General features: G+C 67.6%; 24 protein-coding genes and 3 pseudogenes. 8 read left to right on the top strand and 19 right to left on the bottom strand.

Translation table 11 applies throughout. The features are described from left to right. Positions 1-14 precede the first annotated feature (14 nt). From ACJX2R_RS10950 to ACJX2R_RS10915, 8 genes are all read right to left on the bottom strand, one after another. Positions 15-779 carry a molybdate ABC transporter substrate-binding protein gene (locus ACJX2R_RS10950; RefSeq protein WP_413099925.1) on the bottom strand — a complete coding sequence of 255 codons (765 nt, stop codon included), beginning with the start codon at positions 777-779 and terminating at the stop codon, positions 15-17. Positions 780-786: 7 nt separating this feature from the next. After that, entirely contained in the window at positions 787-1,599 is an 813-nt protein-coding gene (locus tag ACJX2R_RS10945; RefSeq protein WP_413099924.1) for a hydroxypyruvate isomerase family protein, read from the bottom strand. Then, entirely contained in the window at positions 1,596-2,033 is a 438-nt protein-coding gene (locus tag ACJX2R_RS10940; protein WP_413099923.1) for a RidA family protein, read from the bottom strand. The genes ACJX2R_RS10945 and ACJX2R_RS10940 overlap by 4 nt, the downstream gene beginning before the upstream one ends. A gap of 10 nt (positions 2,034-2,043) precedes the next feature. Then, the gene (locus ACJX2R_RS10935) at positions 2,044-2,910 is read right to left on the bottom strand and encodes an alpha/beta fold hydrolase (RefSeq protein ID WP_413099922.1); all 867 of its coding nucleotides are present in this window, start codon (positions 2,908-2,910) and stop codon (positions 2,044-2,046) included. Then, complete coding sequence (locus ACJX2R_RS10930; RefSeq protein WP_413105820.1) at positions 2,907-3,344, bottom strand: class II aldolase/adducin family protein; 438 nt, start codon at positions 3,342-3,344, stop codon at positions 2,907-2,909. Before ACJX2R_RS10930 ends, ACJX2R_RS10935 begins: the two co-directional genes overlap by 4 nt. A gap of 66 nt (positions 3,345-3,410) precedes the next feature. After that, the gene (gene otnK, locus ACJX2R_RS10925) at positions 3,411-4,682 is read right to left on the bottom strand and encodes a 3-oxo-tetronate kinase (protein ID WP_413099921.1); all 1,272 of its coding nucleotides are present in this window, start codon (positions 4,680-4,682) and stop codon (positions 3,411-3,413) included. Positions 4,683-4,738: 56 nt separating this feature from the next. Then, positions 4,739-5,407, bottom strand: a complete 669-nt coding sequence (locus ACJX2R_RS10920) for an aspartate/glutamate racemase family protein (RefSeq protein ID WP_413099920.1) — start codon at positions 5,405-5,407, stop codon at positions 4,739-4,741. A 64-nt stretch (positions 5,408-5,471) separates the two neighbouring features. Continuing rightward, a complete protein-coding gene (locus ACJX2R_RS10915; RefSeq protein WP_413099919.1) occupies positions 5,472-6,353 on the bottom strand; it encodes a glutamate cyclase domain-containing protein in 882 nt (293 codons plus the stop codon). A gap of 313 nt (positions 6,354-6,666) precedes the next feature. Here ACJX2R_RS10915 and ACJX2R_RS10910 point away from each other — a divergent pair, with 313 nt between their 5' ends. After that, positions 6,667-8,016 (top strand): MFS transporter, encoded by a 1,350-nt coding sequence (locus tag ACJX2R_RS10910; RefSeq protein WP_413099918.1) that lies wholly within the window; start codon positions 6,667-6,669, stop codon positions 8,014-8,016. A 295-nt stretch (positions 8,017-8,311) separates the two neighbouring features. On the opposite strand, the gene ACJX2R_RS10905 is transcribed toward ACJX2R_RS10910, so the two are convergent. Next, the gene (locus ACJX2R_RS10905; RefSeq protein WP_413099917.1) at positions 8,312-9,001 is read right to left on the bottom strand and encodes a GntR family transcriptional regulator; all 690 of its coding nucleotides are present in this window, start codon (positions 8,999-9,001) and stop codon (positions 8,312-8,314) included. Between the two features lie 572 nt (positions 9,002-9,573). Between ACJX2R_RS10905 and ACJX2R_RS10900 the strand changes: the two genes are divergently transcribed. Together ACJX2R_RS10900 and ACJX2R_RS10895 are read left to right on the top strand one after the other, a co-directional pair. Then, positions 9,574-10,887, top strand: coding sequence for an amino acid permease (locus ACJX2R_RS10900; protein ID WP_413099916.1), 1,314 nt, complete (start codon positions 9,574-9,576; stop codon positions 10,885-10,887). A 58-nt stretch (positions 10,888-10,945) separates the two neighbouring features. Further along, positions 10,946-11,200, top strand: a pseudogene (locus ACJX2R_RS10895) (phosphotransferase); the annotation flags it as partial. A 186-nt stretch (positions 11,201-11,386) separates the two neighbouring features. On the opposite strand, the gene ACJX2R_RS10890 reads toward ACJX2R_RS10895, so the two are convergent. The 3 genes from ACJX2R_RS10890 to ACJX2R_RS10880 form a co-directional block, all read right to left on the bottom strand. Continuing rightward, positions 11,387-11,656: an alpha-amylase gene (locus tag ACJX2R_RS10890; protein ID WP_413099915.1), complete on the bottom strand. Its 270-nt coding sequence runs from the start codon at positions 11,654-11,656 to the stop codon at positions 11,387-11,389. Between the two features lie 125 nt (positions 11,657-11,781). Beyond that, positions 11,782-12,297, bottom strand: coding sequence for a DoxX family protein (locus tag ACJX2R_RS10885; RefSeq protein WP_413099914.1), 516 nt, complete (start codon positions 12,295-12,297; stop codon positions 11,782-11,784). Between the two features lie 115 nt (positions 12,298-12,412). Further along, positions 12,413-13,174 (bottom strand): iron-containing alcohol dehydrogenase, encoded by a 762-nt coding sequence (locus ACJX2R_RS10880; RefSeq protein WP_413099913.1) that lies wholly within the window; start codon positions 13,172-13,174, stop codon positions 12,413-12,415. Between ACJX2R_RS10880 and ACJX2R_RS10875 the strand changes: the two genes are divergently transcribed. The 3 genes and pseudogenes from ACJX2R_RS10875 to ACJX2R_RS10865 form a co-directional block, all read left to right on the top strand. Beyond that, complete coding sequence (locus tag ACJX2R_RS10875) at positions 13,104-13,358, top strand: IclR family transcriptional regulator C-terminal domain-containing protein (RefSeq protein ID WP_413099912.1); 255 nt, start codon at positions 13,104-13,106, stop codon at positions 13,356-13,358. The genes ACJX2R_RS10880 and ACJX2R_RS10875 overlap by 71 nt on opposite strands. Continuing rightward, positions 13,298-13,687: an MFS transporter gene (locus ACJX2R_RS10870; RefSeq protein WP_413099911.1), complete on the top strand. Its 390-nt coding sequence runs from the start codon at positions 13,298-13,300 to the stop codon at positions 13,685-13,687. Before ACJX2R_RS10875 ends, ACJX2R_RS10870 begins: the two co-directional genes overlap by 61 nt. After that, positions 13,594-13,827, top strand: a pseudogene (locus ACJX2R_RS10865) (MFS transporter); the annotation flags it as partial. The gene ACJX2R_RS10870 and the pseudogene ACJX2R_RS10865, both read left to right, overlap by 94 nt. A 444-nt stretch (positions 13,828-14,271) precedes the next feature. On the opposite strand, the gene ACJX2R_RS10860 reads toward ACJX2R_RS10865, so the two are convergent. Further along, on the bottom strand, positions 14,272-15,009 hold the full coding sequence (locus tag ACJX2R_RS10860; protein ID WP_413099910.1) for an SDR family oxidoreductase: 738 nt from the start codon (positions 15,007-15,009) through the stop codon (positions 14,272-14,274). Between the two features lie 140 nt (positions 15,010-15,149). On the opposite strand from ACJX2R_RS10860, the gene ACJX2R_RS10855 reads away from it, so the two are divergent. After that, the gene (locus ACJX2R_RS10855; RefSeq protein ID WP_413099909.1) at positions 15,150-15,731 is read left to right on the top strand and encodes a TetR/AcrR family transcriptional regulator; all 582 of its coding nucleotides are present in this window, start codon (positions 15,150-15,152) and stop codon (positions 15,729-15,731) included. A gap of 32 nt (positions 15,732-15,763) precedes the next feature. On the opposite strand, the pseudogene ACJX2R_RS10850 reads toward ACJX2R_RS10855, so the two are convergent. The 6 genes and pseudogenes from ACJX2R_RS10850 to ACJX2R_RS10825 form a co-directional block, all read right to left on the bottom strand. Beyond that, a pseudogene (locus tag ACJX2R_RS10850) lies at positions 15,764-15,994 on the bottom strand (aminotransferase class III-fold pyridoxal phosphate-dependent enzyme); the annotation flags it as partial. A gap of 129 nt (positions 15,995-16,123) precedes the next feature. Then, positions 16,124-17,749, bottom strand: coding sequence for a hypothetical protein (locus tag ACJX2R_RS10845; protein ID WP_413099908.1), 1,626 nt, complete (start codon positions 17,747-17,749; stop codon positions 16,124-16,126). A gap of 5 nt (positions 17,750-17,754) precedes the next feature. Continuing rightward, on the bottom strand, positions 17,755-18,591 hold the full coding sequence (locus ACJX2R_RS10840; protein WP_413099907.1) for a carbohydrate ABC transporter permease: 837 nt from the start codon (positions 18,589-18,591) through the stop codon (positions 17,755-17,757). Then, the gene (locus ACJX2R_RS10835; RefSeq protein WP_413099906.1) at positions 18,588-19,577 is read right to left on the bottom strand and encodes a carbohydrate ABC transporter permease; all 990 of its coding nucleotides are present in this window, start codon (positions 19,575-19,577) and stop codon (positions 18,588-18,590) included. The genes ACJX2R_RS10840 and ACJX2R_RS10835 overlap by 4 nt, the downstream gene beginning before the upstream one ends. A gap of 2 nt (positions 19,578-19,579) precedes the next feature. Then, positions 19,580-20,881, bottom strand: coding sequence for an ABC transporter substrate-binding protein (locus ACJX2R_RS10830; RefSeq protein WP_413099905.1), 1,302 nt, complete (start codon positions 20,879-20,881; stop codon positions 19,580-19,582). 85 nt (positions 20,882-20,966) lie between these two features. Further along, positions 20,967-22,211: an aminotransferase class V-fold PLP-dependent enzyme gene (locus ACJX2R_RS10825; protein WP_413099904.1), complete on the bottom strand. Its 1,245-nt coding sequence runs from the start codon at positions 22,209-22,211 to the stop codon at positions 20,967-20,969. Positions 22,212-22,451: 240 nt separating this feature from the next. Between ACJX2R_RS10825 and ACJX2R_RS10820 the strand changes: the two genes are divergently transcribed. Further along, a complete protein-coding gene (locus ACJX2R_RS10820; protein ID WP_413099903.1) occupies positions 22,452-23,150 on the top strand; it encodes a FadR/GntR family transcriptional regulator in 699 nt (232 codons plus the stop codon). Positions 23,151-23,178 lie beyond the last annotated feature (28 nt).

Here is a 23,178-nt window from a genome sequence, read left to right as displayed (position 1 = left end):
GCAGTGCGCATGTTTCAGCTGAATTCCGAAGATGTCCGTGGGCGGCCGGTGGAGAAGTGCCTCACCGGCAGCGGGGCCGTGAGACCGAATGCCCCGTAAGCCGTACGTGCCCGCTCGGAGCCGAGAAAGCACACCAACTCCGACGCGGGGGACCACCCCGCCGCAGCCGTGGACGGCGCGATGCTGAACTCGGTGTCGTGCGCCGCGTCGGCGGGGAAGGGACCCACCACATCGACGCCGGGAACGGTCATCAACTCACTCACCTGCTGCACCGCCAGGTCCGCCCTGCCATCCAGCAAGGTGGCGGCGGCGAAGCCCTTCTGCACGATCGTGGCCCGTGCGTTCACCGCCTCCGCGATGCCGAGTCGGCCCAGCAACTGAGCGAAGTAGATGCCGCTGGCCCCCGTTCTGGAGTAGGCGACCGAACGGGCGTCGAGCAATGTCCGCACCAGGTCGTCGACGGTCGCGATCGGCGGTCGCGGCGTCCGCGCCCGGACGGCGAGTCCGATGCCCGTTCTGGCAACCGGCAGGCGCGCCCGACCGTCGACGGTTCCCTGAGCCGACAATTGCCGGATGTCATCGGTAACGGCGATCAGGACATCGGGGACCTCTCCGGAGTTGATACGCTCCAGCAGCACCGATGTCGGATCGAAGTCCGGCTGGACGCCGATGCCCGTCTCCTCGGTGAACTCTCTGAGCAATCGCTGTTCCAGGGCGGCTTGAACCGCCAGGGTGCTGAAGAGGGATACCTGCCTACCAGCGGAGTCCTGTCCGCGCATGGCTCCTTCACCCTTCCTCTGTATGGACGAACCGCGTCAGCCACCCGAGCCCCTCGGCGGTACCGTTCGCGGGGCGGTACTCGCAGCCGATCCGGCCCATGTAACCGAGAGACCGCAACCGGTCGAAGACGAAGTCCCAGGCGATCTCCCCGCTGCCGGGCTCTGCCCGCCCGGGCACGTCCGCGACTTGGAGGTGCGCGATCGACGGCAGGAACGTCTCCAGCCGGGTGGTGATGTCGCCCTGCTGAACCTGACAGTGGTAGACGTCGAAGAGCATGCCGACCTGGTCGCTGCCGATGGCATCTACCACACCCGCGACCTGCTCCTGGGTATTCACGAGGTATCCAGGAATGTCGCGGGAGTTGACCGCCTCCAGGACCAGCCGGACACCGGCCGTGGAGGCGAGCTGCGCGGCCCATGCGACGTTTGTGACGTATTGCGAGAAGGCCGTGTCCCACTGGACCTCTGATGGCCTTACTCCGGCGCGCAGGTGGACCAGTGGGCACTCCAGCTCGACCGCGTAGTCAAGCGCCCTGGTCATGCCGTCGCGGAACGCCTGCACCCGGTCGGGCAGACACGCCGTTCCCGCGAATGTGGGAGTTCCCCGAGGCCCCACCGGGCTGTTGATCAGCGCTTGGCACAGTCCCGCCTCCTGCAAACGGCGTCGCAGCGTGAGCGGTGAATGGCCGTACGGCGACGCATACTCGACGGCACTGAATCCGGCCTCGGCCGCGGCGGTGAAGCGTTCCTCAAAGGGCACATCACCGAAGAGCCAGCCCAGGTTCGCGCAGAAGCGCAATCCCTTGTCCACTGTGGTCACGGACCAGTGACCGCGGCGACGACTTCGATCTCGACGCAGGCGCCGTGCGGGAGTTGAGCCACTCCGATGGCGCTGCGGGCGTGCCGCCCGGCCTGGCCGAGGGTTTCGATGAAGACTTCCGACGCCGCGTCGATGACCCTTCCATGCGCGGTGAAGTCCGGTCCCGAGGCGACGAATCCCGTTATCTTGAGGATGCGCTGGAGTCGGTGTCCTCCGGTGAGTTCCCGGTTCAGGACGTTGAGGCACGCCTGTGCGCAGAGCCGTGCCGCCTCGCGCGCGGAGTCCAGGTCGACATCCGCTCCCACCTTCCCGTGATACGCGATCCCGCCGTCCTTCCGGGGAAGCTGGCCGCTGACATACGCGAAGCCCTCATGCACCACAAGCGGGGTCACATAACCGCTGGGGGCGGATGCTGCCTTGTTCGCTGTTGTCATCGTCTACTCCCTAGGCGTTGAGGCTGTTGGCGAAGTCGGAGATTTCCCGTGCGAGTGCCTCGGGCTCTTCCTCCGGGATGTAGTGACCGCTGCCTGCGATGACGCCGCCGCGCACGTTGCGGCCCAGCGGCTGCATCCTCTCGTACAGGTCGGGCGCGGAACCGACCTCACCGCCGAGGGCGAGCACGGGGACGTCGATCTTCTTCTGCATCAGGGGGGTGTTCTGCTCGATGTCCTCCAGGACTGCTCGGTAGTAGCCGAGCATGCCCCGTAGTCCGCCCGGGGTCTGGTACGCGCGCTCGTACTCGTCGATGTCGGCCTTGCTGAAAGTGGTTCGCCAGTTGGCGGTCTTACGGCTGAAGAACCATTCGATGAGGATGCGCTCGCGTCCCTGGAGCAGTGCCTCGGGCAGGTCGGGGATCGGGTTGAACAGGAAGTGCCAGTTCCGCCAGTTGTCCGGGCCGAGCGTGATCGTCGGCCGTAGCGTGACACCCGGGATGTTGCCGTCGAGGAGCACCACACCCCGGAGGTCGGCGGCGAACTGATGGGCGTAGGCGTATCCCACCCAGGCACCGATGTCGTGCCCGACCAGCAGGTACCGGTCCTCGCCGAGGACCTTCAGCAGCGAGCGGAGCCGCTTGCCGGTCGTCAGGGTGTCGTAGCCGTCCACCGGCTTATCGGAGTCCCCTTGTCCAGGGAGGTCGACGGCGATCACATGGAAGCGGTCCGCGAGCAGCGGCATCAGGCGACGCCACGCGTAGCAGCTCTGCGGGAAACCGGCGACCAACACGATCGTGGGTCCTTCGCCGGCTTCCACGATGTGGAACCGGAGGTCGTCCGCCCACACCATACGGTGCTGGAGCTCGATATCAGTCATCGCTGTCCTCTCAGGAACTGTTGTCGGGTATGGCAGTCGGCCATGCGGTGCGGTACGCGGGTCCAGGAAAGAGTCGTGCCGCTGACGATCGGCCCGTGGTTGGCAAGCAGGATCGCGTGGTAACGGGCGGCGAGGTCGTAGATCGCGGTGGCCAGCGCCGGGTCACCGGGCCGGTAGTAGGGGACGAGGGGCAGCCGGCCGATCCTCATGGCGAAATAGGCGGTGAGCGGTGGAACACACTCGACCGGATCGAGCCCCTCCATGCAGGACACCGCCGCCGCGTAGGTCGAGTGCAGGTGAACGATGCCACCGGCGTCCCGTCGCTGTCTGTACAGCGCCAGGTGCAGGAGGCTCTCCTTGGTCGGAGGGTCTCCGCCGACGTGGCGCCCGCTCTCGTCCAGCTTTGACAGCCGATCCGGATCGAGGGTGCCCAGACTCGGATGCGCCCAGCGTGGTGAGCCGTTCCCGCAGCTGGGATTCGTGCCCTTTCGTGATCAGGTTCATGGCAGCCGCTCCCAGGCGTCGAGGAAGAAGTCGCGCGAGCCGAAATTCCCCGACTTCAGCGCGAGCGCGAGTGGCCGAGGAGTGCCAAGCCTCCATGTCCACGGGACTCCTGGACTGATCTCCGGCCCTATGACCAGCCCGGTAACGCCAAGTGCCGCTACGACCGCACCCGAGGTCTCCCCGCCGGCGACGATCAACCGGCCGACCTCCATGTCGACGAGGCCCCGGGCGATCGAGGCGAGGGCGTCCTCGATCCGTGAGGCGGTGTCGTCCGGAAGCCGTGACTTCGCCGCCATGACATTCCGCGCCGGTTGCGTCGCGTGCAGCAGGACCGGACCATCCGCCAGGAGTGGGCGGGCCCAGCGCAGCGCCGCTGTGACGACATCCTCGCCTCGGACAACCGCGCAGGGGTCGACGGGGAAGGTCGGATACACCGCGCGCGCCGCCTCGACCTGGGCGTTCGTCGCCGCTGAGCAACTGCCCGCGATGACGGCCCGCGCCCCACCGAATGGCACCGGGGCGTGGGGATCACCGTCGGTGAGACCATGCGGTGGCCGGGCACGGGGGGTCTCCGCGAGCCCGATCGCGAGCCCAGAACTCGCCGTGACCAGCGGCAGATCGGCGCACGCGCGGCCGATGGCGAGAAGGTCGTGGTCGTCGATCGCGTCAACGACCGCGAATCGGATTCCCGCCGAGCGCAACGCGCCGAACTCCGCGCGGATCCGCTCCGGCCCCTGAGCCACGGTTCCGTGGCCGACCAGACCGACTCGCGAGCCAGTCTGCCGCCGCATCAACCGCACCACGTTCGCGTCATCCATCGGCGTCAGGGGGTGCTGACGCATGGAAGTCTCGTCCAACGGCGCATCGCCCACGAAGAGCCGGCCGTCGCGGACGGTTCGGCCGTTGGCCGGCAGCGCCGGGCATATGACGGTGAAATCCATGCCGAGGGCGTCCACCAAGGCGTCCGCGACCGGGCCGATGTTGCCCGCCGGGGTGGAGTCGAAAGTCGAGCAGTATTTGAAGTAGTAGCGTTCGCAGCCGATCTCCCGCAGCCACCGCAGTGCGGTGAGGGACTGCTCCACCGCGTCGGCGACCGGCGCCGTGCGGGTCTTCAACGCGACGACGACCGCCTCCGCGCCCGACCGCACAACCTCCTCCCCGGTCTCGGGGACGCCAATGACCTGCACCGTTCGGATCCCCTGCGCCACCAGCGCGGAGGCGAGATCGGTACCGCCTGTGAAGTCATCGGCGATGCATCCGAGCAACATGTCCGCGCCCCTTTCCGATCACGTCGGCCGACGGGCCCGCAGGGGGACAGCGGCGGTCACGCGGCGCCATGGACAGCCTCCTTCAGGGCGAGGACGGCTGTCTGCGGCGCGGTGTAGACGGGCACGTCCACCCGTGCGCGGACCCGCTCCACCGCCTGCGAGGTGGAGAAATGGGCCAGGACGATGGCGTCGCAGCCGGAGAGCCTTGATGCCTGCTCCGCGACCAGCCGGTTGTGTGAGCCTGCGTCCCCCGCACGCAGCAGCTCGAGCGCGGAGCCGACGACGATCGATCTGAGCTTCGCGGGTGATCCCAGACGTTCCGCCTCGGCGGCGAATTCGTCCTCCATGGTCGGGACCGAGGGGGCGAATGTGGCAAGCATCCCGACATCGGTGCCGCGCGCGAGTGCCGCCCGGAACATCGCCTCGTTCGGTTTGACCACCGGCACGGGCAGCAGAGCCGCCGCGCGGTCTATCGCCGGGCCGAACGCCGAGCAGGTCGCCAGGATGCCGTCGGCACCGGTGCGGTAGGCATAGCGCACCAGATCCACAAAACGTTCGGTCAACCCCTCAGTCAGCTCTGTCTGGCGTGCCCGCTCGGTGGTGAGCCCGTCATCGAGCAGATTCGTCAGCTCGGCCTCGGGCCATTCTCTTGCGAACGCGTCATGGACGGGCGCCATGGCGACGGGCGTCGCGTGGATGAGGACAATACGTGCTGTGCCTGTCATTGCTTTCTCTGCTCTGTGTGTCACACCGGTTGCCCGCCCGCCGGCGGGCGGCTGAATCGGCGGGTCAGGAACTCTGTGACAAAACGGCCGTGATGGACTTTATGATCTCAACGTGGTCGTCGAGTGGAAGCCTGTCGATCGTCATCTGCAACTGGCCGAGCCGATCGACACGGCTGTCGTCGATGGCCTGGCCGATGGTGACCGCCGCGGTGAGGACGTCGTGCTCGGACTGCGCGTGGAAGTGCTTGAGCAGGCACGGGGCAAGATCGGGCCGCAGGCTCGCGACCGCTCCGAGCAACCCGTAGGCACCCCAGTTGGCGACACCAGAGACGATCAAGTGGTCGGCGCCGGTGCGCGCGGCGACCAGGGCACCGTTCGGAATGTCCTCCTCGACGATTTTCCGGGGCAGTAGACCCATGCCGATCTCGTTGCCGCCGTCACCGATACCGATGGTGGTCCAAGGCGAGCTCCAGCCGTCATCCTCGAACAGATAGTCCAGCGGCGCGGTGTCATCCGAGATGTCCCACCCATGCTCGCGGTGCGCCCTCCCATCGGCGCCCAGCGAGCAGCGCTCGATCGCGATGAGGTGGGTGAGCGGCTGCTCCGCCGACTCCAGACGTCCGCGCAGGCTCCGCACGGCGTCGGAGTCCACCGATACAACCTCCAGTGCGACCCTTCCCGGCAGAACACCGGTGACGGCCCATACCGCTTTGGCGCACGGCGCGTCAGTGATCACCGTGACGGGGATACCGGCCTCGACGAACCCCGCGGCGAGCTGCCCCATGCCGTTCAGGCCGTCCGTCTCAGGTGACGGCGGTTCCGCGTGCCGGACGAAGAACCCGCACACGATGCCGATGTGCGGCGAGGGATGGTCCGCTATCGACTGGGCGGCGCGCTCCAGATTCCCCTGTGCGAACGCGACCAGCCGACTGATGTCACGGCGCACCTTACGTCCGACGATGCCTTCGATCTCGGTGATAGGCGTTGGCATTTACCCTCCAAGGCGTGGCGTATACCTAACGTATATATGACCTCTAGGTGTGTCAACCACACATCCGCTCCAGGGCGGCCCGCACGTTCCGGTGGTGCGCCCATCTCCGCGACCATGGCTTGTTTTCGCCCAGATGATCTAAATATACGCGACGTATATTACTGGGAGTGACCGGCATCAGTGCCGGGCTGGCTGGGCGAGCGCGAGCCCTTGACCTGACACTCAAGGCAAATATACGTTCCGTATACCTCGTCCTGCTGGAGGCAACATGCCTGAAGAACTGCTCCCCCGCCCCTCGGATGTGGGCGTGAATCCGCCACCCCCACAACCTCGACAGATCGCCAACGCCTTCGCGGCCAGCCTGTCGGGCACCGCGCTGGAATGGTATGATTTCGGGATTTACTCCGTGTCAGCCGCGCTTGTCTTTCCCGTTCTGTTCTTCCCCGACTCCAGTTCCGCGGCCGCGGAGCTGTTCGCGTTCTCCACCTATGCCGTCGGCTACATCTCGCGCCCCTTGGGGGCGTTCGCACTCGGGCGGCTCGGTGATGTCATCGGACGCAAACAAGTCATCGTCCTGACACTGCTGTTGATCGGCGCGGCCACGTTCGTCATCGGCTTGCTGCCCACGTACGGCACCATCGGCATCGCCGCGCCGATCCTGCTGGTGTCGCTGCGATTCGCGCAGGGAGTGGGGGTCGGCGGAGAGCTGGGCGTGGCTCCGCTGTTGTCCAGCGAGTTCGGCGCCCCGGAACGGAGGGGGCTCTGGTGTTGTGCGCCGCAAATCGGTCCGCCGGCCGGGAATCTGCTGGCGAACGGGATGCTGGCCCTTCTCACGGTGTCGATGTCACACGACGCCTTCCTCTCATGGGGCTGGCGAGTCGGGTTCCTGACGTCCGCGGTCTTGGTCGGGGTCGGACTGCTGATCAGGCTCCGGCTCGAGGAGACGCCGGTGTTCCGCGCCATCCGCGACAAGGGGGAGAGCCCGTCCGCTCCCGTCCGTGAGGTCTTCTCCACCGAGCGGCGTGGCCTCGTCGCCGCGTCGTGTGCCCGGGTGGGACCGGACGTCACGTACGCCCTGTTCGTTGTGTTCAGCCTCGTCTACGGCACGAAGGAAGCCGGCTTCACGTCGCAGCAAGTGCTGATTGCGGTACTGATCGGCTCAGCCACGCAACTCGTGCTCATCCCGCTCGCCGCGGCACTGTCCGACCGCGTCAACCGCCGCCGGATGTACGCGGTGGCCGCGGCAATCGCGGCCATCTGGCCGTTTGTGTTTCTGCCGGCCGTTCTGAACGGTTCATTCGTAGTCCTCGTCGGCGGGATCGTGGTCGGGTTGGGGCTGCATTCATTCATGTACGGACCGCAGGGCGCCTTCATCACCGAGCAGTTCTCACCCCGCCTTCGCGCGAGCGGCAGTTCGCTGGCCTTCGCGATCGGCAGTACGTTCGGCGGCGCCATGGCCCCGCTGGTGTTCACGGCCCTGTTGAGCTGGCAGGGAACATGGCCACTCCTCGCCGTATACAGCGCTCTCGCCTGCGCGGTCACGATCGCCGGGACTCTCTGGCTGGGTCGCGACCACGACGCGGAGGAGGAGCGCCAGTTCGCCGAGAGTCTGCTCTGAGAAGCATTCCGCTTGCCGGCCGGGAGGCTTGGTCGGTCGAGCACGATTCCCGTTCCGGTGATGCGTAGTCGGGACATGTCGGCGGGGCTTCCTGGTAGCTCGGGATGAGGAGCCCATCAGAGCGGTACCAGGAGGCCCTGCGCCGGCAGCACCTACTGCTCGGAGGCCACGGCAGTCAGCCCCCGCGGGAGGGGGCGCGATCTCGGTGGGGGAGGGGGCGAGCTCCTCGTCCACGCTGCTCAAGCGGTGAGAAGGTGGGTAACCGGTTCGTCCCGGGGGACTGAGCCGGGTGTGCTCAGTCCCCCGGGAGAACGAGAGGGCGCAGCGTGACGGGGAATGGGGCGACCGTGTTGCTCTGTAGTAGCCGTACCAGCCGGTCCTGCGTGGCGCCCGCGTGCTCCGGGAGCACCTCGGTGAGCGTCTCGCGGTCCTTGTCGCGCACCGCTTCGATGATGCGGTCATGCTGCCGGAGATTGAGCTCGAATTGCTCGTCCTGCTGCTCGGGCAGTGCCGACTCCAGTGTGTAGAGGTAGACGAGCAGCCGACGCACATGGCGGTGGGTCGATTGAGCGAAGCCGTGGAAGAAGCTGTTGCCGATCGACTGGTTCATGCGCATATGGAACTGCTCGTTCAGCGCCGTGATGTTGAGGTACCTGCGGTTGTCGACCTCCACGCGGTACAGCGTCTGAATGCGTTCCAGGTCGTCGGCCAGCGTCTCGTCGTCGAGCCTGCACAATTGAGCGAGGTTGTTCTCCACCAGTTGGTGAGCCACCACGATCTCACCGATCTCCGCCAGGTCGAGCTTGCGGACGAACGTGCCACCCCGGTTGGGCACGATGTTCACAAAGCCCTCCGCGGCCAGCTGGTTGATGGCCTCTCGCGCCGGGGTCCGGCCCAGCTGGAACTCCTTGAGCAGCAGCGGCTCGTCGATCCGGCTGCCCGGCGGGATCGTCAGGTCGATGATGCGGGAGCGAATCTTCTCCACGGCGGCCCCGGTCTGGGAGACCTTTTTCGGGGAGGCAGGGGTCCGGCCCGTTTCGGCGTTCGTCTCCACCGCCGCGGCACTGGGCTCAGTTGGTCCGGACTTCGACATGGCAGCCGCCGCTTTCCGGCTTTCCGGCATTCATCACTCTCCTGCGAACGGGAACGACGGGTGAAGCATCATCCGGACGTTCCGCTGTGATCCACGGCGTCGGCCCGGAAGGGAAGGCCGTTACCCACCCCTTGGCCGCCCAGACGCCACCGATGGTAACCGGCGTCCGCCTCCGCGCGCGGGGGTGGGCGTGGCATCCCATGGGTCCGCTACCTCGGTAACACCCCCGTTTCACATGCTCAGACCCGTGTGAGAACCCTGGACGCGCCATCGATACGCCAAGTATACGTTAAGTATCCATTGGGAAGGCGGGACCATTCATGCCGAGTACACCCGACAATGACCTGTCACGATCGCGACCGAACGTGACCGCGGCCGGGGCGGCGGCCGCACCGGCCACCCGCCACACGCCGACGGGGCCGGAGTGCGATTCCGGGCTGGCACGAGGACTCAGTCCGCGGCACATGCAGATGATGTCCATCGGCATGGCCATCGGCGTGGGACTGTTCCTCGGCTCCGGGCGAGGCATCCACATCGCGGGTCCTGCGCTGCTCATCGCCTACGCTCTCGCGGGGGCCGTCGTGTACTGCCTCATGCGCGGCCTGGGGGAGATGGCCGTCCATTCGCCGCACGCCGGATCGTTCAGCGAGTACGCCCGTATCCATGTGAGCCCTTTCGCCGGGTTCGTCACCGGCTGGACGTACTGGCTCCAGTGCATCGTGGGCCCGATGGCAGAGCTCACGGCGAGCGGTGTCTACATGCACTACTGGTATCCGGACCTTCCGCAGTGGGTGCCCGCGCTCATCGGCCTTGTCCTGCTGTTCGGCGTGCACTGGGTCTCGGTCCGGATGTTCGGGGAGTCCGAGTTCTGGTTCGCCCTGATCAAGATCATCGCCATCGTGGGACTGATCCTTTTCGGGGCCGTCATCATCGTCACCGGTGTGACCGCGCTCGGCCACGGTGCGAGCCTGAGCAACCTCTGGACGTTCGGCGGCTTCTTCCCGAATGGCGGGCACGGCTTCTTCCTCACCCTACAGATCGCCGTCTTCGCGTTCATCGGGGTGGAGATGCTCGGCATCACAGCCGGCGAGGCGGCACACCCGGAGCGGACGATCCCCAAGGCGGTGGGCAACGTCATCTGGCGCATCATCGTCTTCTACATCGGCGCGCTGTTCGTCCTCATGGTCGTCCAGCCGTGGGCGCGGTACACCGCTGACGTGAGCCCGTTCGTTTCGGTGTTTTCGAAAGCGGGACTGGCCGGCGCCGCGGGAATCATGAACTTCGTCGTCCTGACCTCGGCTCTTTCCTCCTGTAACGCGAATATGTTCTCGGCCAGTCGGCTGCTCTACGGCCTGGCATCCGCGGGTTCGGCGCCGCGAGCGCTCCACCACACGACACGGCGCCGGGTGCCGGGGCGCGCGCTGACGGTCACCTCGCTCGCCGTCGGCGTCGGAGTGCTCTTCAACTATCTGGCGCCCGCTCATGCCTTCATCACGCTGACCAGTGTCGTCAGCGCCTCCGGGCTGTGGACGTGGAGCATGATCGCCATTTCCCATATGCGGTTCCGCCGTCGGCTGGCGCTGGAGGGCGCACCCTTGCCGGCGTTCAGGCTGCCCGGCGCTCCCTGGACGAACCTCTTCGTGGTCGCGATGGTGGTCATCGTCCTGGTGAGCCTGGCATTCGAGGGTGACACACGAGTGGGTCTGTACACCGGTGCGGTCTGGTTCGCCCTCCTCACCATCATCTACGTCGTCCGCCAGCGGGTCGCGCGGGTGTGATGAGGGAGGGGATCCCACGGCCCCGAGCCGGTATGCCGGGCTGGCTAGAATCCGCGCCATGAGCGATCATCTCGGACCTGAGGTCGTATCGCCGCTGCTGCTCGGTCTGGGTGACGATGACTGGGTGCCTGTCACCGTCGGCGAGTCGGGAGCAGCCGTCTTTCGCAGCGCTGATACCACTCGGTATGCCAAGTGCGTGCCCGCTGCGGATGCGGCCGACCTCAAGGCCGAGCACGACCGGGTCGCATGGCTGAGCGGTCAGGGCGTACCGGTCCCGCGGGTGCTCGACTGGCACTCCGGTGACGCGGGCGCGGGCGCGGGCGTGAAGGACTTGTCATGACGGATGAGACCACCCGATGGAACGCCCGGACGCGGCTGGCACTGGCGGCGCGGTCGGTGGACACCACTACGGCTGACACGGTGCTCGACGAGGTTGCTCAGCATTGCGCGGACAGCGGCGAGACACCGTATGAAGCCTTCGTGATCCGGCGCAGCGGGCTCAGGACGGCTCGCAGGCCGCCAGGTGGTCGGGGTGACCGTGTCGGCCGAGGTATCCCTCCCCGACCGTTCTGGACGCGCCCGGCGGCAGCGTGGAGCACAGGCCGGTCGCGCCGTCCTGGTAGACGACCATCACACCCACGGTGTCCGCGCAGTTGTTGGCGGCATCGGTGTATCGCCAGCTCTCGTACATCGCCACGCAGGCCGGGGCCGGCCCGGATGTCCCGTCTCCGGCGGCGGCCGACGCGGATGGGCCGAGCGGGAGAATCAACGCTGTGACGACTCCTGCAAGCACTGCGTTCCATTTGATCCAACTATGCACCATCTACTCCTCGTCGCGCTGACCGCATGTGTACATGTAGTTGAATGCTTCACCCTCAATGTGCCGCGAAGCCTTCAGGAGTTGAAGGTTCCGATGGGGCGAGCACAAGCGCAACCCGATGAGCCCTCTTTCGGACAGCCCGGCCCTTTCGGAACCGGCGCGAACGGGGCCCTTGCGGCACCTGAGGGGCCAGATGACGCTTCAACCACTCCAGCCGCTGCCGCCGTCGCCGAGGCCGGAGTGTCCCTGCCCCCGATGAGGGGCTTGCCCAGGCTTGAGGTCAGCCACGTCGTCGTCATCAGGACGGTCATGAGCACTGCCGAGAGCCGTGTGAGCAGACCGGCCACGACAGCCAGGCTGGTGCCGATCTCGCCCAGGATGCTGAGCCAGCTCGCCACCTCCGGGAACGGGACCCCGAAGCCGCGGGAGAGCGCTATGCGATGCCCCGGGTCGCCGAGCCCTTGGAATCCATGGATGACAAGCAGTCCGCCTACGGCAAGACGCAGGATGAGCAGAGCCGTGTCGTCGAGTGTGTTCCGTGGTGTCAGAGGGGGCTTCCTGGGGTCCAGCATCAGCAGTGGATTCGGCATGGCTCCTCCTGGGACCGAGGGATTTTGGCGATCGGGTGACATGTCGCCGGTGAACGGTTGGGGACCGGCGTGCCCCAACGCATCGGTTCCGCTCAGCGGGGCGCTCGCCCGTCCCTCACGGAATCGATCGGCGGCGCGAGACTGCCCTCGTGGAGCGCGCGCAGCAGGGCCAGCAGGCTTTCCTCGTCGTGCGGGCCGATGCCGGGGGTGATCCCTGGGCCAGTCGCCGCTCGATCGGTGCGAGGTCGTCAAGGCCGACTCCGAGCTGTCGCAGGCCGGATGGCGCGCCGAAGGCGCGGGCCAGGCGAAGGAGTTCCGTACACAGGTCCCCGCCGTCGGCTGACCGGGCCATCAGCTCGCGATGCGCGGCCGGCAGCCAGGGCTCCTGGTGGCGCAGGACGAACGGCAGAACCAAGGCGTGGGTGGCGGCGTGCGGGGCGTCGAACCTGCCGCCAAGCAGGTGGCACAGCCGGTGGTGCAGGCCCATGGTGGTCGAGTCCAGGCAGATGCCGCAGAGCCAGGCAGCGTACAGTGCCTTATCCCGGTCACGGTCATTCCAACCGCAGTCCAGGCCGCGCAGGGCCCGGGTCATCACCGCGATCGCCTCACCGGCGGTGACGGCCACCAACGGCGAGGTGTCAGGGGCGTAGACGGCCTCGACCGCGTGTGCGACCGCGTTCAGGCCGCTGAGGCCACTCACCGACCGGGGAAGGCCGTCGGTCAGCTCGGAGTCGTAGACGACCACGCGCGCCAGAACCCGGGCGTCCCTCATCCTGGCCTTCTCCGACCCCAGCCTGCTGAGCCAGGTGCTCGACGCCGGGCTGGAGCGGCACACGGCGTATACGCTCGTCGAGCCCGGCCGGCTGACCGCCAACATCGCGCAGGTGCGCCAGACATCACTGGGTTGGGCCATCGAAGAGCTGACCCTGGGAGCATGCTCAGTCGCCGCACCGCTCTTCGACGCTCAGGGCGCGCTGAAGGGCGCGCTGGGGATCGTGCCGTGCTCTACTGGATCGCGGTCGCGCTCGACGGGTTCGACCTCGTGGTACTCGGCACGGTGATTCCCACCCTGTCCAAGACGGGAGACCTCGGCTTCACTGACGCCTGGCTGACGACGGCCTCGACTCTGGGTCTCGTCGGCGTCGGTCTCGGGGCTGTGGCAACCGGCGCGCTGACCGACCGCTGGGGCAGGCGCCGCACCCTGCTCGGCAGCATCGCACTCTTCTCAGCCGCGACTCTCGTCGGCGGGTTCGCCCCCACGATGACTGCCTTCATCATCCTGGCTTCGTCGTCGGCATCGGACTGGGCGCATGTCTGCCGACCTCGCTGGCGTTCATCTCCGAACATGCCCGCGAGGGGAAGAACGCGACGGCGGTCACCATGGCCATGACCGGCAACCACGCCGGCGCCGTCCTGACCGCGCTGCTGGCACTCGTCCTCGTGCCCGAGCTTGGCTGGCGGTCGATGTTTGTGGTCGGCGGCCTCCTGGGCACCGCGCTGCTCCCGCTGCTGTGGGCCAAACTTCCGGAGTCCGAGACCTACCTCGCGGCCAGTCGGCAGCGAGAGACCTCGCCTGAGCCCGCACGGCGGAACCGAGCCGACGTTGTCCGGGGCGCGAACCTCGTCACCAGCTTGCCTTGTGGGCGGCGTCGGCACGCTGGTCACCGCCGGCATCGCCTACCCCTGGGGCTTCTACGCCCTGGTCTGCGCCGCAGCCATAGCGGCACTCGCCCTCTCGCCGATCTCGGTCCACTGCGAGCGTGCCCCGCGCTACCGGAGGAGTCTTCCTCTGCAAGCCGCGCAGCCCGTGGCAGCGCGGCTCCAACGAGAACACCAACCGGCTGCGGCAGTACCCCCAAGGCACGCACTCCGGCAGAGGTCTACGCTGGTCTTCTGAACAGCGGTGATGTGCTGACCGCTTGAGCTCGCCATCGTTTGGCGACAGGCCGGGCGGTAGCCGTTGCGTGCTGATCGTCAGGCTTGGACCGTGGGGCGGACGACGATCTCGCTGACGTCGATGCCATCGGGCTGCTCGATTGCGTAACCGATGGCGGAGGCGATGGCCGAGGGCGGCATGGCGATCTCGTCGCGCAGCTGGATCATCGTCGCTGCTGCTTCGGCGCTTGCTCCCTTGCCCACGCCCTCCGTGTCGGTGATGCCCGGCGAGACAAGGGTGACGCGCAGGTCCGGACCGGACTCCAGTCGCAGTCCTTCGGTCAGGACCTTCACCGCCGTCTTCGTGGCTGCGTACACGCCCTGGGGCGACTTCACGACGTAGGCCGCGGTGGAGGCCACATTGACGAACTGTCCGGAGCGCTGCTGTCGGAAGATGGGCAGTGCCGCCCCGATGCCGTTCAACAGGCCCGTGATGTGGGTGGCGACCATGGCGTCCCAGTCGTCCTGGCGCAGCTCGTCGAATGGTGAGACCGCCATGGTTCCCGCGTTGGAGACCAGGACATCGAGTCGGCCGAAGTGGTTGACTGCCGCATCGGTCAGGCGCTTGACGTCTTCGCGGCGTGTCACGTCGACGACAATCCCGATGGCTGAGCCGCCCTGCGCCGTGATCCGCTCCACCACCGTGTCCAGCCGGTCCTTCCGCCGAGCTCCGAGCACCAAGCTGGCCCCTCGTTGGGCGAGATAGGTCGCTGTCGCCTCTCCGATGCCGCTGCTGGCGCCTGTAAGTGCGATGACCTTGCTCTTGATGCCTGACATGACCAGTCCCTAGGTGAGGTGTGTGCAGGCCAATACCTTGACCTACAGTGGAATTGGGGGCGCCTCCGATTAACGATACCCTAAGTGGGCGCGCCCCCGTTTAACAAGCTGGGAAGCCTGAGAAGGGATGGCGAGCGCTTATGGCCGAGGGAGCGCAACGGCCGTTGCGAGCTGACGCGCGGCGCAACCGGGAGAAGATCCTCACGGCGGCAGTGCGCCTATTCGCAACGGAGGGGCTCGACGCCCACTTGGAGCGCATCGCCAAAGAGGCAGGGGTGGGCAGTGCCACGCTGTACCGCAACTTCCCCACTCGCGAAGCGCTGGTCGAGGCCGTCTACCGCAATGAAGTGGCCCAGCTGTGCGACGCGGCCCCCACCCTGCTGGCGGCGAAGCCGCCCTTTGAGGCCCTGCGTGCCTGGACCCGCCTCTTCCTGGACTACGTAACGGCCAAGTACGGCATGATCGATGCCCTGCGCGCCATCGCCGCGACGGGGAGCAACCCCTACGGTCACAGCCGGGAGATGATCCAAGCCGCCCTGAGCGCCCTCATGTCCGCCTGCGCGGCCACCGGGACGATTCGTACCGACATCAGTCCCGCCGATATCGGCGCCGCCCTCGAAGGGATCGCCCTCACCTCGGCGAGCCCTGAACAACGGCAACGAGCGGAACGGCTGCTCGACCTCACCCTTGACGGCCTGAAGGCTCGTCCCCGAGCACGTTGAAGTTGCGGTGCCTGAGCAGGCAGCGCTTGCCTGGCCTCATCGAGTGTGACCGTCATCGGCGGTGCCACGCGAAGGACGTTGCCCGACAACCCGCCCTTCCCGATGAGTAACCCGCGCTCACGGCACTGCGCGAGAACGGCGTTCGTCGCCGCGACGGCCGGGACCTTGGTCTTCGGTTCGATGAGTTCGAACCCGAGTATGAGCCCGGTGCCTCGGACCTCTCCAATCAGCGAGTAGCGGGTAGCGAGTCCTCGCTGTCCGTCAAATAGAAAGCGGCCGACGAGAGGTCGATATCGAGTTCGCGGTGAGACAGTTCATCAGGTCGTCCACCCGTCCGGCGGTGTCGCGAATCCACCCGCGGCTGACCAATGGCCAGGGCCGTCGACAGCTGTCTAGAGCGGAAGCGGCGGCCACGCACCCCAGGGTTGGGACCACGTGTACGTGCGTTCCTCGTCGCCCGTCCGCCAGCGGCGCGGGGCCGTGGTCCCGAGCCAGTCCAGCGGTTCGACGCCGCCGGGCGACCCGCCGTCCAGCGCGAGCCGGACGGCCGCGCCGAGGTCGGCATCGGTCTGCGGGGTACGGGCGGCCGGGGCGACGGAGACGAACAGCGCGGTGCCGGAACGGGCCACCAGGTCCAGGAACTGACGGTTCAGCCGCCACTCGGTGGCCGGGGCACAGGGCACGCAGTCGGCATCCACCGCGTAGAAGCGGCTGTGCTGGGCCAGCCGGAAGGCGAGGGTGTTGATGCCCATCCGTCGGGTGCGCTCCCAGTGACGGCCCGAGGTGTCGTCACCGGTTCGCTGCACCCGTACCAGACCCGCCGCCAGATGTCCGACGGTGTTGCAGCCAAGCACCACGGCGCCCCCGGCCGCCTCGGCGATGGTCCGGTAGAGGCCCACCAGCACTTCGGCGGTGGTGCGGGTGCGGTCGGCGAGCCGCCATCCGGCACCGGCCATTTCGTGCGGTGTGTCCGGGTGGAAGCGGCCGAAGACGTCGTACGTGCTGAAGTCGTGCTTGATCAGCTCGAAACCCCAGGAGCGGAAGCGGGCGACATCGGCGGCGACGGTCGCCAGCGTCGCGTCCAGCGACGGGTCCAGGGGGATCCGGCCGGGAGCGCCGGTGTCCGTGCGCATCCCCTCCGTCGGCACCCGGGACAGCAGCGGCCGGAACCACAGGCCTGGCCGGGCGCCACGGTCGGCGATGCCCGCGGCCAGGCCCGCCATGTCGTCGAACAGCCCGGGCAGGCCGGTGTCCCACGGCCCTCCCGGGGCGCTTCCCCCGCCCTCCGTCCAGCCGTCGTCGACGACACAGAACGGCCGCACTGGATGGTCCCCGGCGAACTCGGCGATGGTGGCCGCGTCGCGCAGTACGGCGTCCGGGCCGAAGTCCTGGCCGTAGGCGTAGTACCAGTTGTTGCAGCCGACCACCGGCTGCGCGGGCACCAGCGGATCGGGGGACATGGCGGCGCACAGCTCCTGGAGCGCCGCGTACGGGGTGGTGTCCGCACCCGTCGCCACCCCGACCACCGTGGCGGCGGCGATCTCCCGGTCGCCCGGCAGCACAGGCAGGCCGCCGGAGCGTACGTCCAGCCACAGCGTGGTGCCGTCCTCGTCCACCGTCCAGCAGCACAGCGCCCCGGCGCGGGTCCGTACGCCCAGCCCGGCGCAGCCACCGGTCGCCGGGTCGGTGCTCAGCCAGTACCAGGGCAGGGGGCGTTCCGGCTGGACGCCGCGCCACTGCAACTCGCCGTACGAGCGCTCCCACGCATCGCCGAGTACCAGGGCGGGGCGGTGACCGCCGGGGTGGTGGCGCCAGCGCAGCGCCACCGTCGACAGGCCCTCCTGACCCGGCGCGGCGAGCACCAGCCGCAGGGCGCCGTATGGATCGTGTCGCGCCGTCACCTCGGCGCCGGGCACGGTCCAGCGGCCCGCCCCCGCCGGTGCGGCGGTGCGCGGGTCCCCGGACGGACCGGTGATCACATGGACGGAGTCGGGCAGCGGAACGTCGATCGCGGCCATCGGCCTCACCCCTTCACGGCGCCGGAGGTGAGCCCCTGCACGATGTGGCGGCTCGCGAAGGCGAAGAGCACCATGGTTGGCAGGATCGTGAACACGGCCGCCGCGGACATCGAGCCCCAGTCGATGTTGAAGCTGGAGATGAATCCGTTGAGGGCCGTGGGGGTCGTCTTGTTGGCGTCGCTGTTCATCAGGGTCACCGACAGGAACAGCTCGTTCCAGCAGTTGACGAAGTTGAAGATGAACGCCGCCACGATCCCCGGACGCATCACCGGGAGCAGCACCCGGAACAGCGCCGCGAACCGGGAGAGGCCGTCGATCATCGCGGCCTCCTCCAGTGCGTCGGGGATGTTCTCGAAGAAGCCGCGGAGCATCACCGTGCAGAAGGGGATACACACGGCGATGTAGACGAGGATGAGCCCGAGCCGGTTGTCGACCAGTTTCAGGTCGGTCATCAGCAGATACAGCGGGCCCAGCGCGATGAAGGCCGGGATCATCTGGGTGACCAGGGCGGCCGTCAGCAACGCGGACTTGGTGCGGAACTCGAAGCGCGCCAGCACATACGCCGACAGCATCGAGATGGCGGTGGCGACCGCGCCCGCGACGGTCGCGACGATGAGGCTGTTGGTGAGATAGGTCCCGAAGTCGGCCTTGTTGAACAGCTCACTGTAGTTCTCCAGCGAGAAGTGCTCGGGCCAGTAGGCGAGGGGGAAGGAGAAGATGTCGCCCGGCGCCTTCAGCGAGGTGATGGCGATCCAGTACAGCGGGAACACGGTGAAGGCCAGCCACAGCACCAGGAAGACGATCCGGACGGCCCGGCCGGCCGCGGTCTCTTTGCCGATCACGACCTCACCTCTCGCTTCTCACGCGTGGCCAGCAGGAAGAACACCGTGAAAAGCAGCAGCCCCGCGACCACGAGGAGACCGAGCGCCGAGGCCTTGCCGTAGTCGCCCTGCTGAGTGATCTTGATCATCCAGGTGGTCACGATGTGTGTCTGGTTGTTCGGCCCGCCACCGGTCATCCCGAAGATCAGATCGGGGAAGTTGAAGATCCAGATGACCCGCAGCAGCACCGTGAGCACCAGCGTGACCCGGATATAGGGGATGGTGATCTGGAAGAGCGTGCGTGCCTTCCCGGCCCCGTCCAGCGCCGCGGCCTCGTACAGCTCGTCGGGGACCGACTGGAGCGCGGCCAGGAGCATGATGGCGAAGAAGGTGACGCCGTACCAGATGTTGGCGATCAGTACGGCGATCATCGCCTTGTGCGGATCGGCCAGCCACGCCACGGGCTCGTCGATCAGCCCCGCCTTCTGGAGCAGATCGTTCACGACGCCGAACTCGCTGTTGAACATCCAGCGGAACAGGATGCCGATGAGGAACCCGGAGATCGCCCAGGGGAAGAAGATCAGCGCCTGGTAGACGCCACGGAAGCGGAACCGGCGGCGCAGCCACAGGGCGAGCGCGAAACCGATCACGAGCTGGGGGACGATCGATCCGATGACCCAGGCGCCCGTATTGCCCAGCACGGTGCCCCAGTTGGGGTCGGAGAAGACACGGTGGAAGTTGTCCAGGCCCACCCAGGAGGTGTCCGTGAGATCGTTCAGATCCCAGTGGCGGAAGGCCATCTGGCTGCCCGCGATCATGGGGTAGTACGTGAACACCGCCACGAAGATCGCGGCAGGCGCCATGAAGGCGGCGATGAGCAGGCCCCGGCGGGTCGTGAACTCCCGCTTCCGGCCGCCCCGCGGCCCGTTCCGGGCCCGCGGGGCGGCTTGCTTCCGGACGGGGCGCGAAGTCTTCGGCCCGGTCGTCGTTTCGGACGTGGCGGGCATCCCTACTTCTCCTGCTCCCACTTCTCGGTCCAGTACGCGTCCCAGCCCGTCAGCAGCTCCTTGGGCGACATCTTGCCGGTCACCATCTTCTGCACATCGGCGTCGGACTTCTGCTCCCACTCGCTCCACCAGGTCACGCCGCGCGGCTGGCTGACGTTGAGATAGGTGTCGGGGTGCTTGGTCATGGTGACGTAGGACGACCACGGGCCGGTCTTGTAGAACGGGTCATCGGTCGCCGACTTGAGGATCGGCACCAGGCTGTTCTTCTTGGTGAAGTCCGTCGACGCCTTGCCCTGGGACAGGAACTTGATCAGCTTGACGGTCTCGGCCTTGTGTTTGCTGCCCTTCGCGATGCCCCACCCGGCGGTGGCCAGCGGCTGGACGGTCTTCCCGCTGGGTCCGGCCACCAGCGGAGCGGTGTCCCACTGCTCCTTCGAGATCGACTTGGACTCGGAGACCGTGGCGATGACTTCCGGATCCTGGAGGAGGAAGGCCGTGGAGCCGTTGGAGAACGCCTCGACCATCTCCGGATAGCCCCAGGACACGGATGACTTGGGCGACGCCTTCTTGAAGAGCGTGAGGTAGGTCTTGAGGGCGTCCAGGGCCTCGGGCGCGGAGAAGATCGTGCGCCCGTTCTTCAGCTTGTAGCCGTTGGCGAGGTCGACCTTGTCGGCCACGTACGCCTCGATGATGGCGGTGGCGTTGCTGTTGGCGTTGGCCCCGCCGCGGAACGCGTAGCCGTAGCGGCGCTCCGCCGGGTCGTTGATGGCGGATGCCTGCTTCAGCAGCTGGTCCCAGGAGGCCGGGGGCTTGCTGAACCCGGCGTCCTTGATCAGGTCCTTGCGGTAGAAGAGGCTCAGCCCGTAGAAGCCGTAGGGGACGAAGAAGGTACGGCCCTTGGCGTCCTCGGACGCCTTGACGGCGTTCTCCGTCATGGCATTCCAGCCCTGCCAGCCCTTGAGGTCCTTTGCCATGTCGTACAGCCAGCCGTTGTTCGACCACGGGCCGACCGTGATGTCCCGTACCTCGAGTGCGTCCACGCCGCTGCCGGACTGGAGCATCTGCTGGATCTTCTGATCGGCCTGTTCGGTGGGCGGCGAGATCAGGTTGACCTTGATCTTGGGGTTCTGCTTCTCGAAGTCGGCTATGAGCCCCTTGAGCAGATCGGTGCGGGAGGGGTTGGTCAGGCTCTCGACCATGTTGAGCGTGACCGTGCCGTTCGCGTTCGGACTCATGGCGGAACAGCCGGTCAGGACCATCGCCGCGGCGGTGCCGAGGGCGAGGGCTGCCGTCCTTCTCCTCATCGTGCTGACCTCTTTCTTGGGTGCGGGCCGCGCTCGGAGCGGCTTGGGGAGTCGGGGGTGGGGAGGGGAGTACGGTGTCGCGCCGCTATGGCGCGCCGTGCCGCCCGCGAGCCGCGCGGGCCCACTCGGCGAGGACGGGGACGCAGGTCTCGGCGAAGTACTCGTAGTCGGCGGCGGTGTTGTAGACGTGGGCGGACACCCGCAGATAGCCGATGCCGCCGAAGCTGGTGAAGGCCGCCTCGACACCCAGCTCCCCGGCGACCCGGTCACGCAGCGCGTCGGCCTCGACGCGGGTGGCGCCGAGCCCCTCGGGCAGCCGCACCAGACGCATCCCGGGGACCGGCATGCCGACGTCGACGCTGCTGTCGGCGCCGGTCAGCTCGGTGAACGCGGCACCGATGACCTGCGCGGCGTAACCGGCCAGGTGGTCCATATAGCGGCGGGCGTGCCTCCAGCCCCAGGTGTGCTCGATGAAGCCGAGCGCGGTCGGTGCCGCCAGATAGCAGGTGGCATCCACCGTGCCCTGCTGGTCGAAGCGGTCGGGGTACGGGTCCTCTGCACCCCATGAGTCGATCGGTGGGTAGAGCCGCTCACGCAGTGGACCGCGGGCGACGAGCGCTGCGGTGCCCCGGGGCGCGCATCCCCACTTGTGCAGGTTTCCGACCCAGAAATCACAGGTCAGCCCCGAGAGCGGGGCGGGGAGCAGACCAGGTGCGTGCGCACCGTCCACGAGCAGCGGGATCCCGCGCCGCCGGGCCTCCGCTCCGATCCGCTCCACCGGCAGCCGGCGGGCGGTCGCCGAGGTGATCTGGTCCACCACGATGAGGTCCGTCGCCTCGGACAGTTCGGCGAACACGGCCTCGCACGCTTGCTCCTCATCTGCGTCGAGGGGTATCCGCGCGGTGCGGACCCCGCCATCCCAGCGGTCGCGCGCCAGCCGCTCGGCGCCCATGGTCACGGCGCCGTAACCGTGGTCGGTGACGACGATCTCCCCGCCGCGGCGACGGTCGAGCGCGGCGTACACGGTGCTGATGCCCGCGCTCGCGTTCGGCACCAGGGCCAGGTCGTCGGCGGCCACCGCCAAGAAGTCGGCGATCTCGACCCTGGTGTCGGCGATCCGCTGAGGCAGCGCCGGGAACCACACCACCGGAGAGCACTCCATCTCCACCCGCAGCTGCTTCTGCCGCTCCTGTGCCACCAGGGGGACCGCGCCGAAGGAACCGTGGTTCAGGTGTCTCATGGCGGGGTCCAGCGTCCACGCCCGGTCGGCGGGACGGCCGTCGGCCAGCAACAGGGGGCGTGGCGCCGCGATGACATCGGTCTCGCTCACATGAGTCCCGATCTGCCGGGGTCCGGGTGTTCCGAGGGGCGTCAGCAACGAGAGAGATCTGATCGCGACCAGAACACGTATGATGACTCGGCATCCTGCATGATGGATTCCCGGCAATCAAGGGGTGTAGCAGCGTGGATCATCAGATGACTTCCGATCGATACCTCTGACATATCTGATGAATCGGTACAGTGCGACGAAGGGCGCGGGACCGCGCCCCGCCCGTTCGGGAGGAATCGGATGTCCGCAGTCGACAAGGCGTTCCACGGCCTACGCCACATGATCGCCACCGGGCGCCTCAGCGCCGGAGGGCGCATTCCGCCCGAGGGCGAGCTGTGCGAGGAACTCGGCGTGTCCCGGGGGCCGTTGCGCGAGGCCGTACGGATGCTCGCGGCCCTGGGGGTGATCGAGCCGCGGCACGGCTCCGGTACTTATGTCTCCCAGCTCAGGCCGGAGGACATCATAGGTAGCCTGTCGCTCACCCTGGAACTGCTGCCGCTCTCCGGTCTGCTGGAGGTGTACGAGATCCGGCGTGTCCTGGAGTCCCACGTCGCGGCGCAGGCTGCGGCCCGCAGCACCCCGGAGACGGTGCGGGAACTCTTCGCGCTCATCGAGGCCATGGACGCCACCGACGACCCCACCGAGGCATCGGACCTCGACCACCGCTTCCATGCCGAGATCGCCACCGCGGCCGGAAACCCCGCCCTCGGCTCCCTGCTCTCGGTCTTCCGCGCCCGCTCCCGCAAGTACCAGATCTTCACCCTCCCCGAGGGCGAGCAGATGCGGCGCAAGAGCGACGAGGATCACCGCCTGCTGGCCACCGCGATCGCCGACCGCGATCCGCGCGCCGCCGCCGGAGCGGCCGAGGCCCATGTCGCCCAGACGGAGCGATGGCTGCGCGCCTTGATGCCGCCCATGGAGGAGGACTCCCCGGCCTGACGCGTTGCGTTGCGTTTGACGCGTCAGA

The organism is Streptomyces sp. Inha503, assembly GCF_047215865.1.
In the GTDB taxonomy this organism is placed as follows: Bacteria; Actinomycetota; Actinomycetes; order Streptomycetales; family Streptomycetaceae; genus Streptomyces; species Streptomyces lycopersici.
This window is presented reverse-complemented; position numbering and strand designations above follow the sequence as displayed.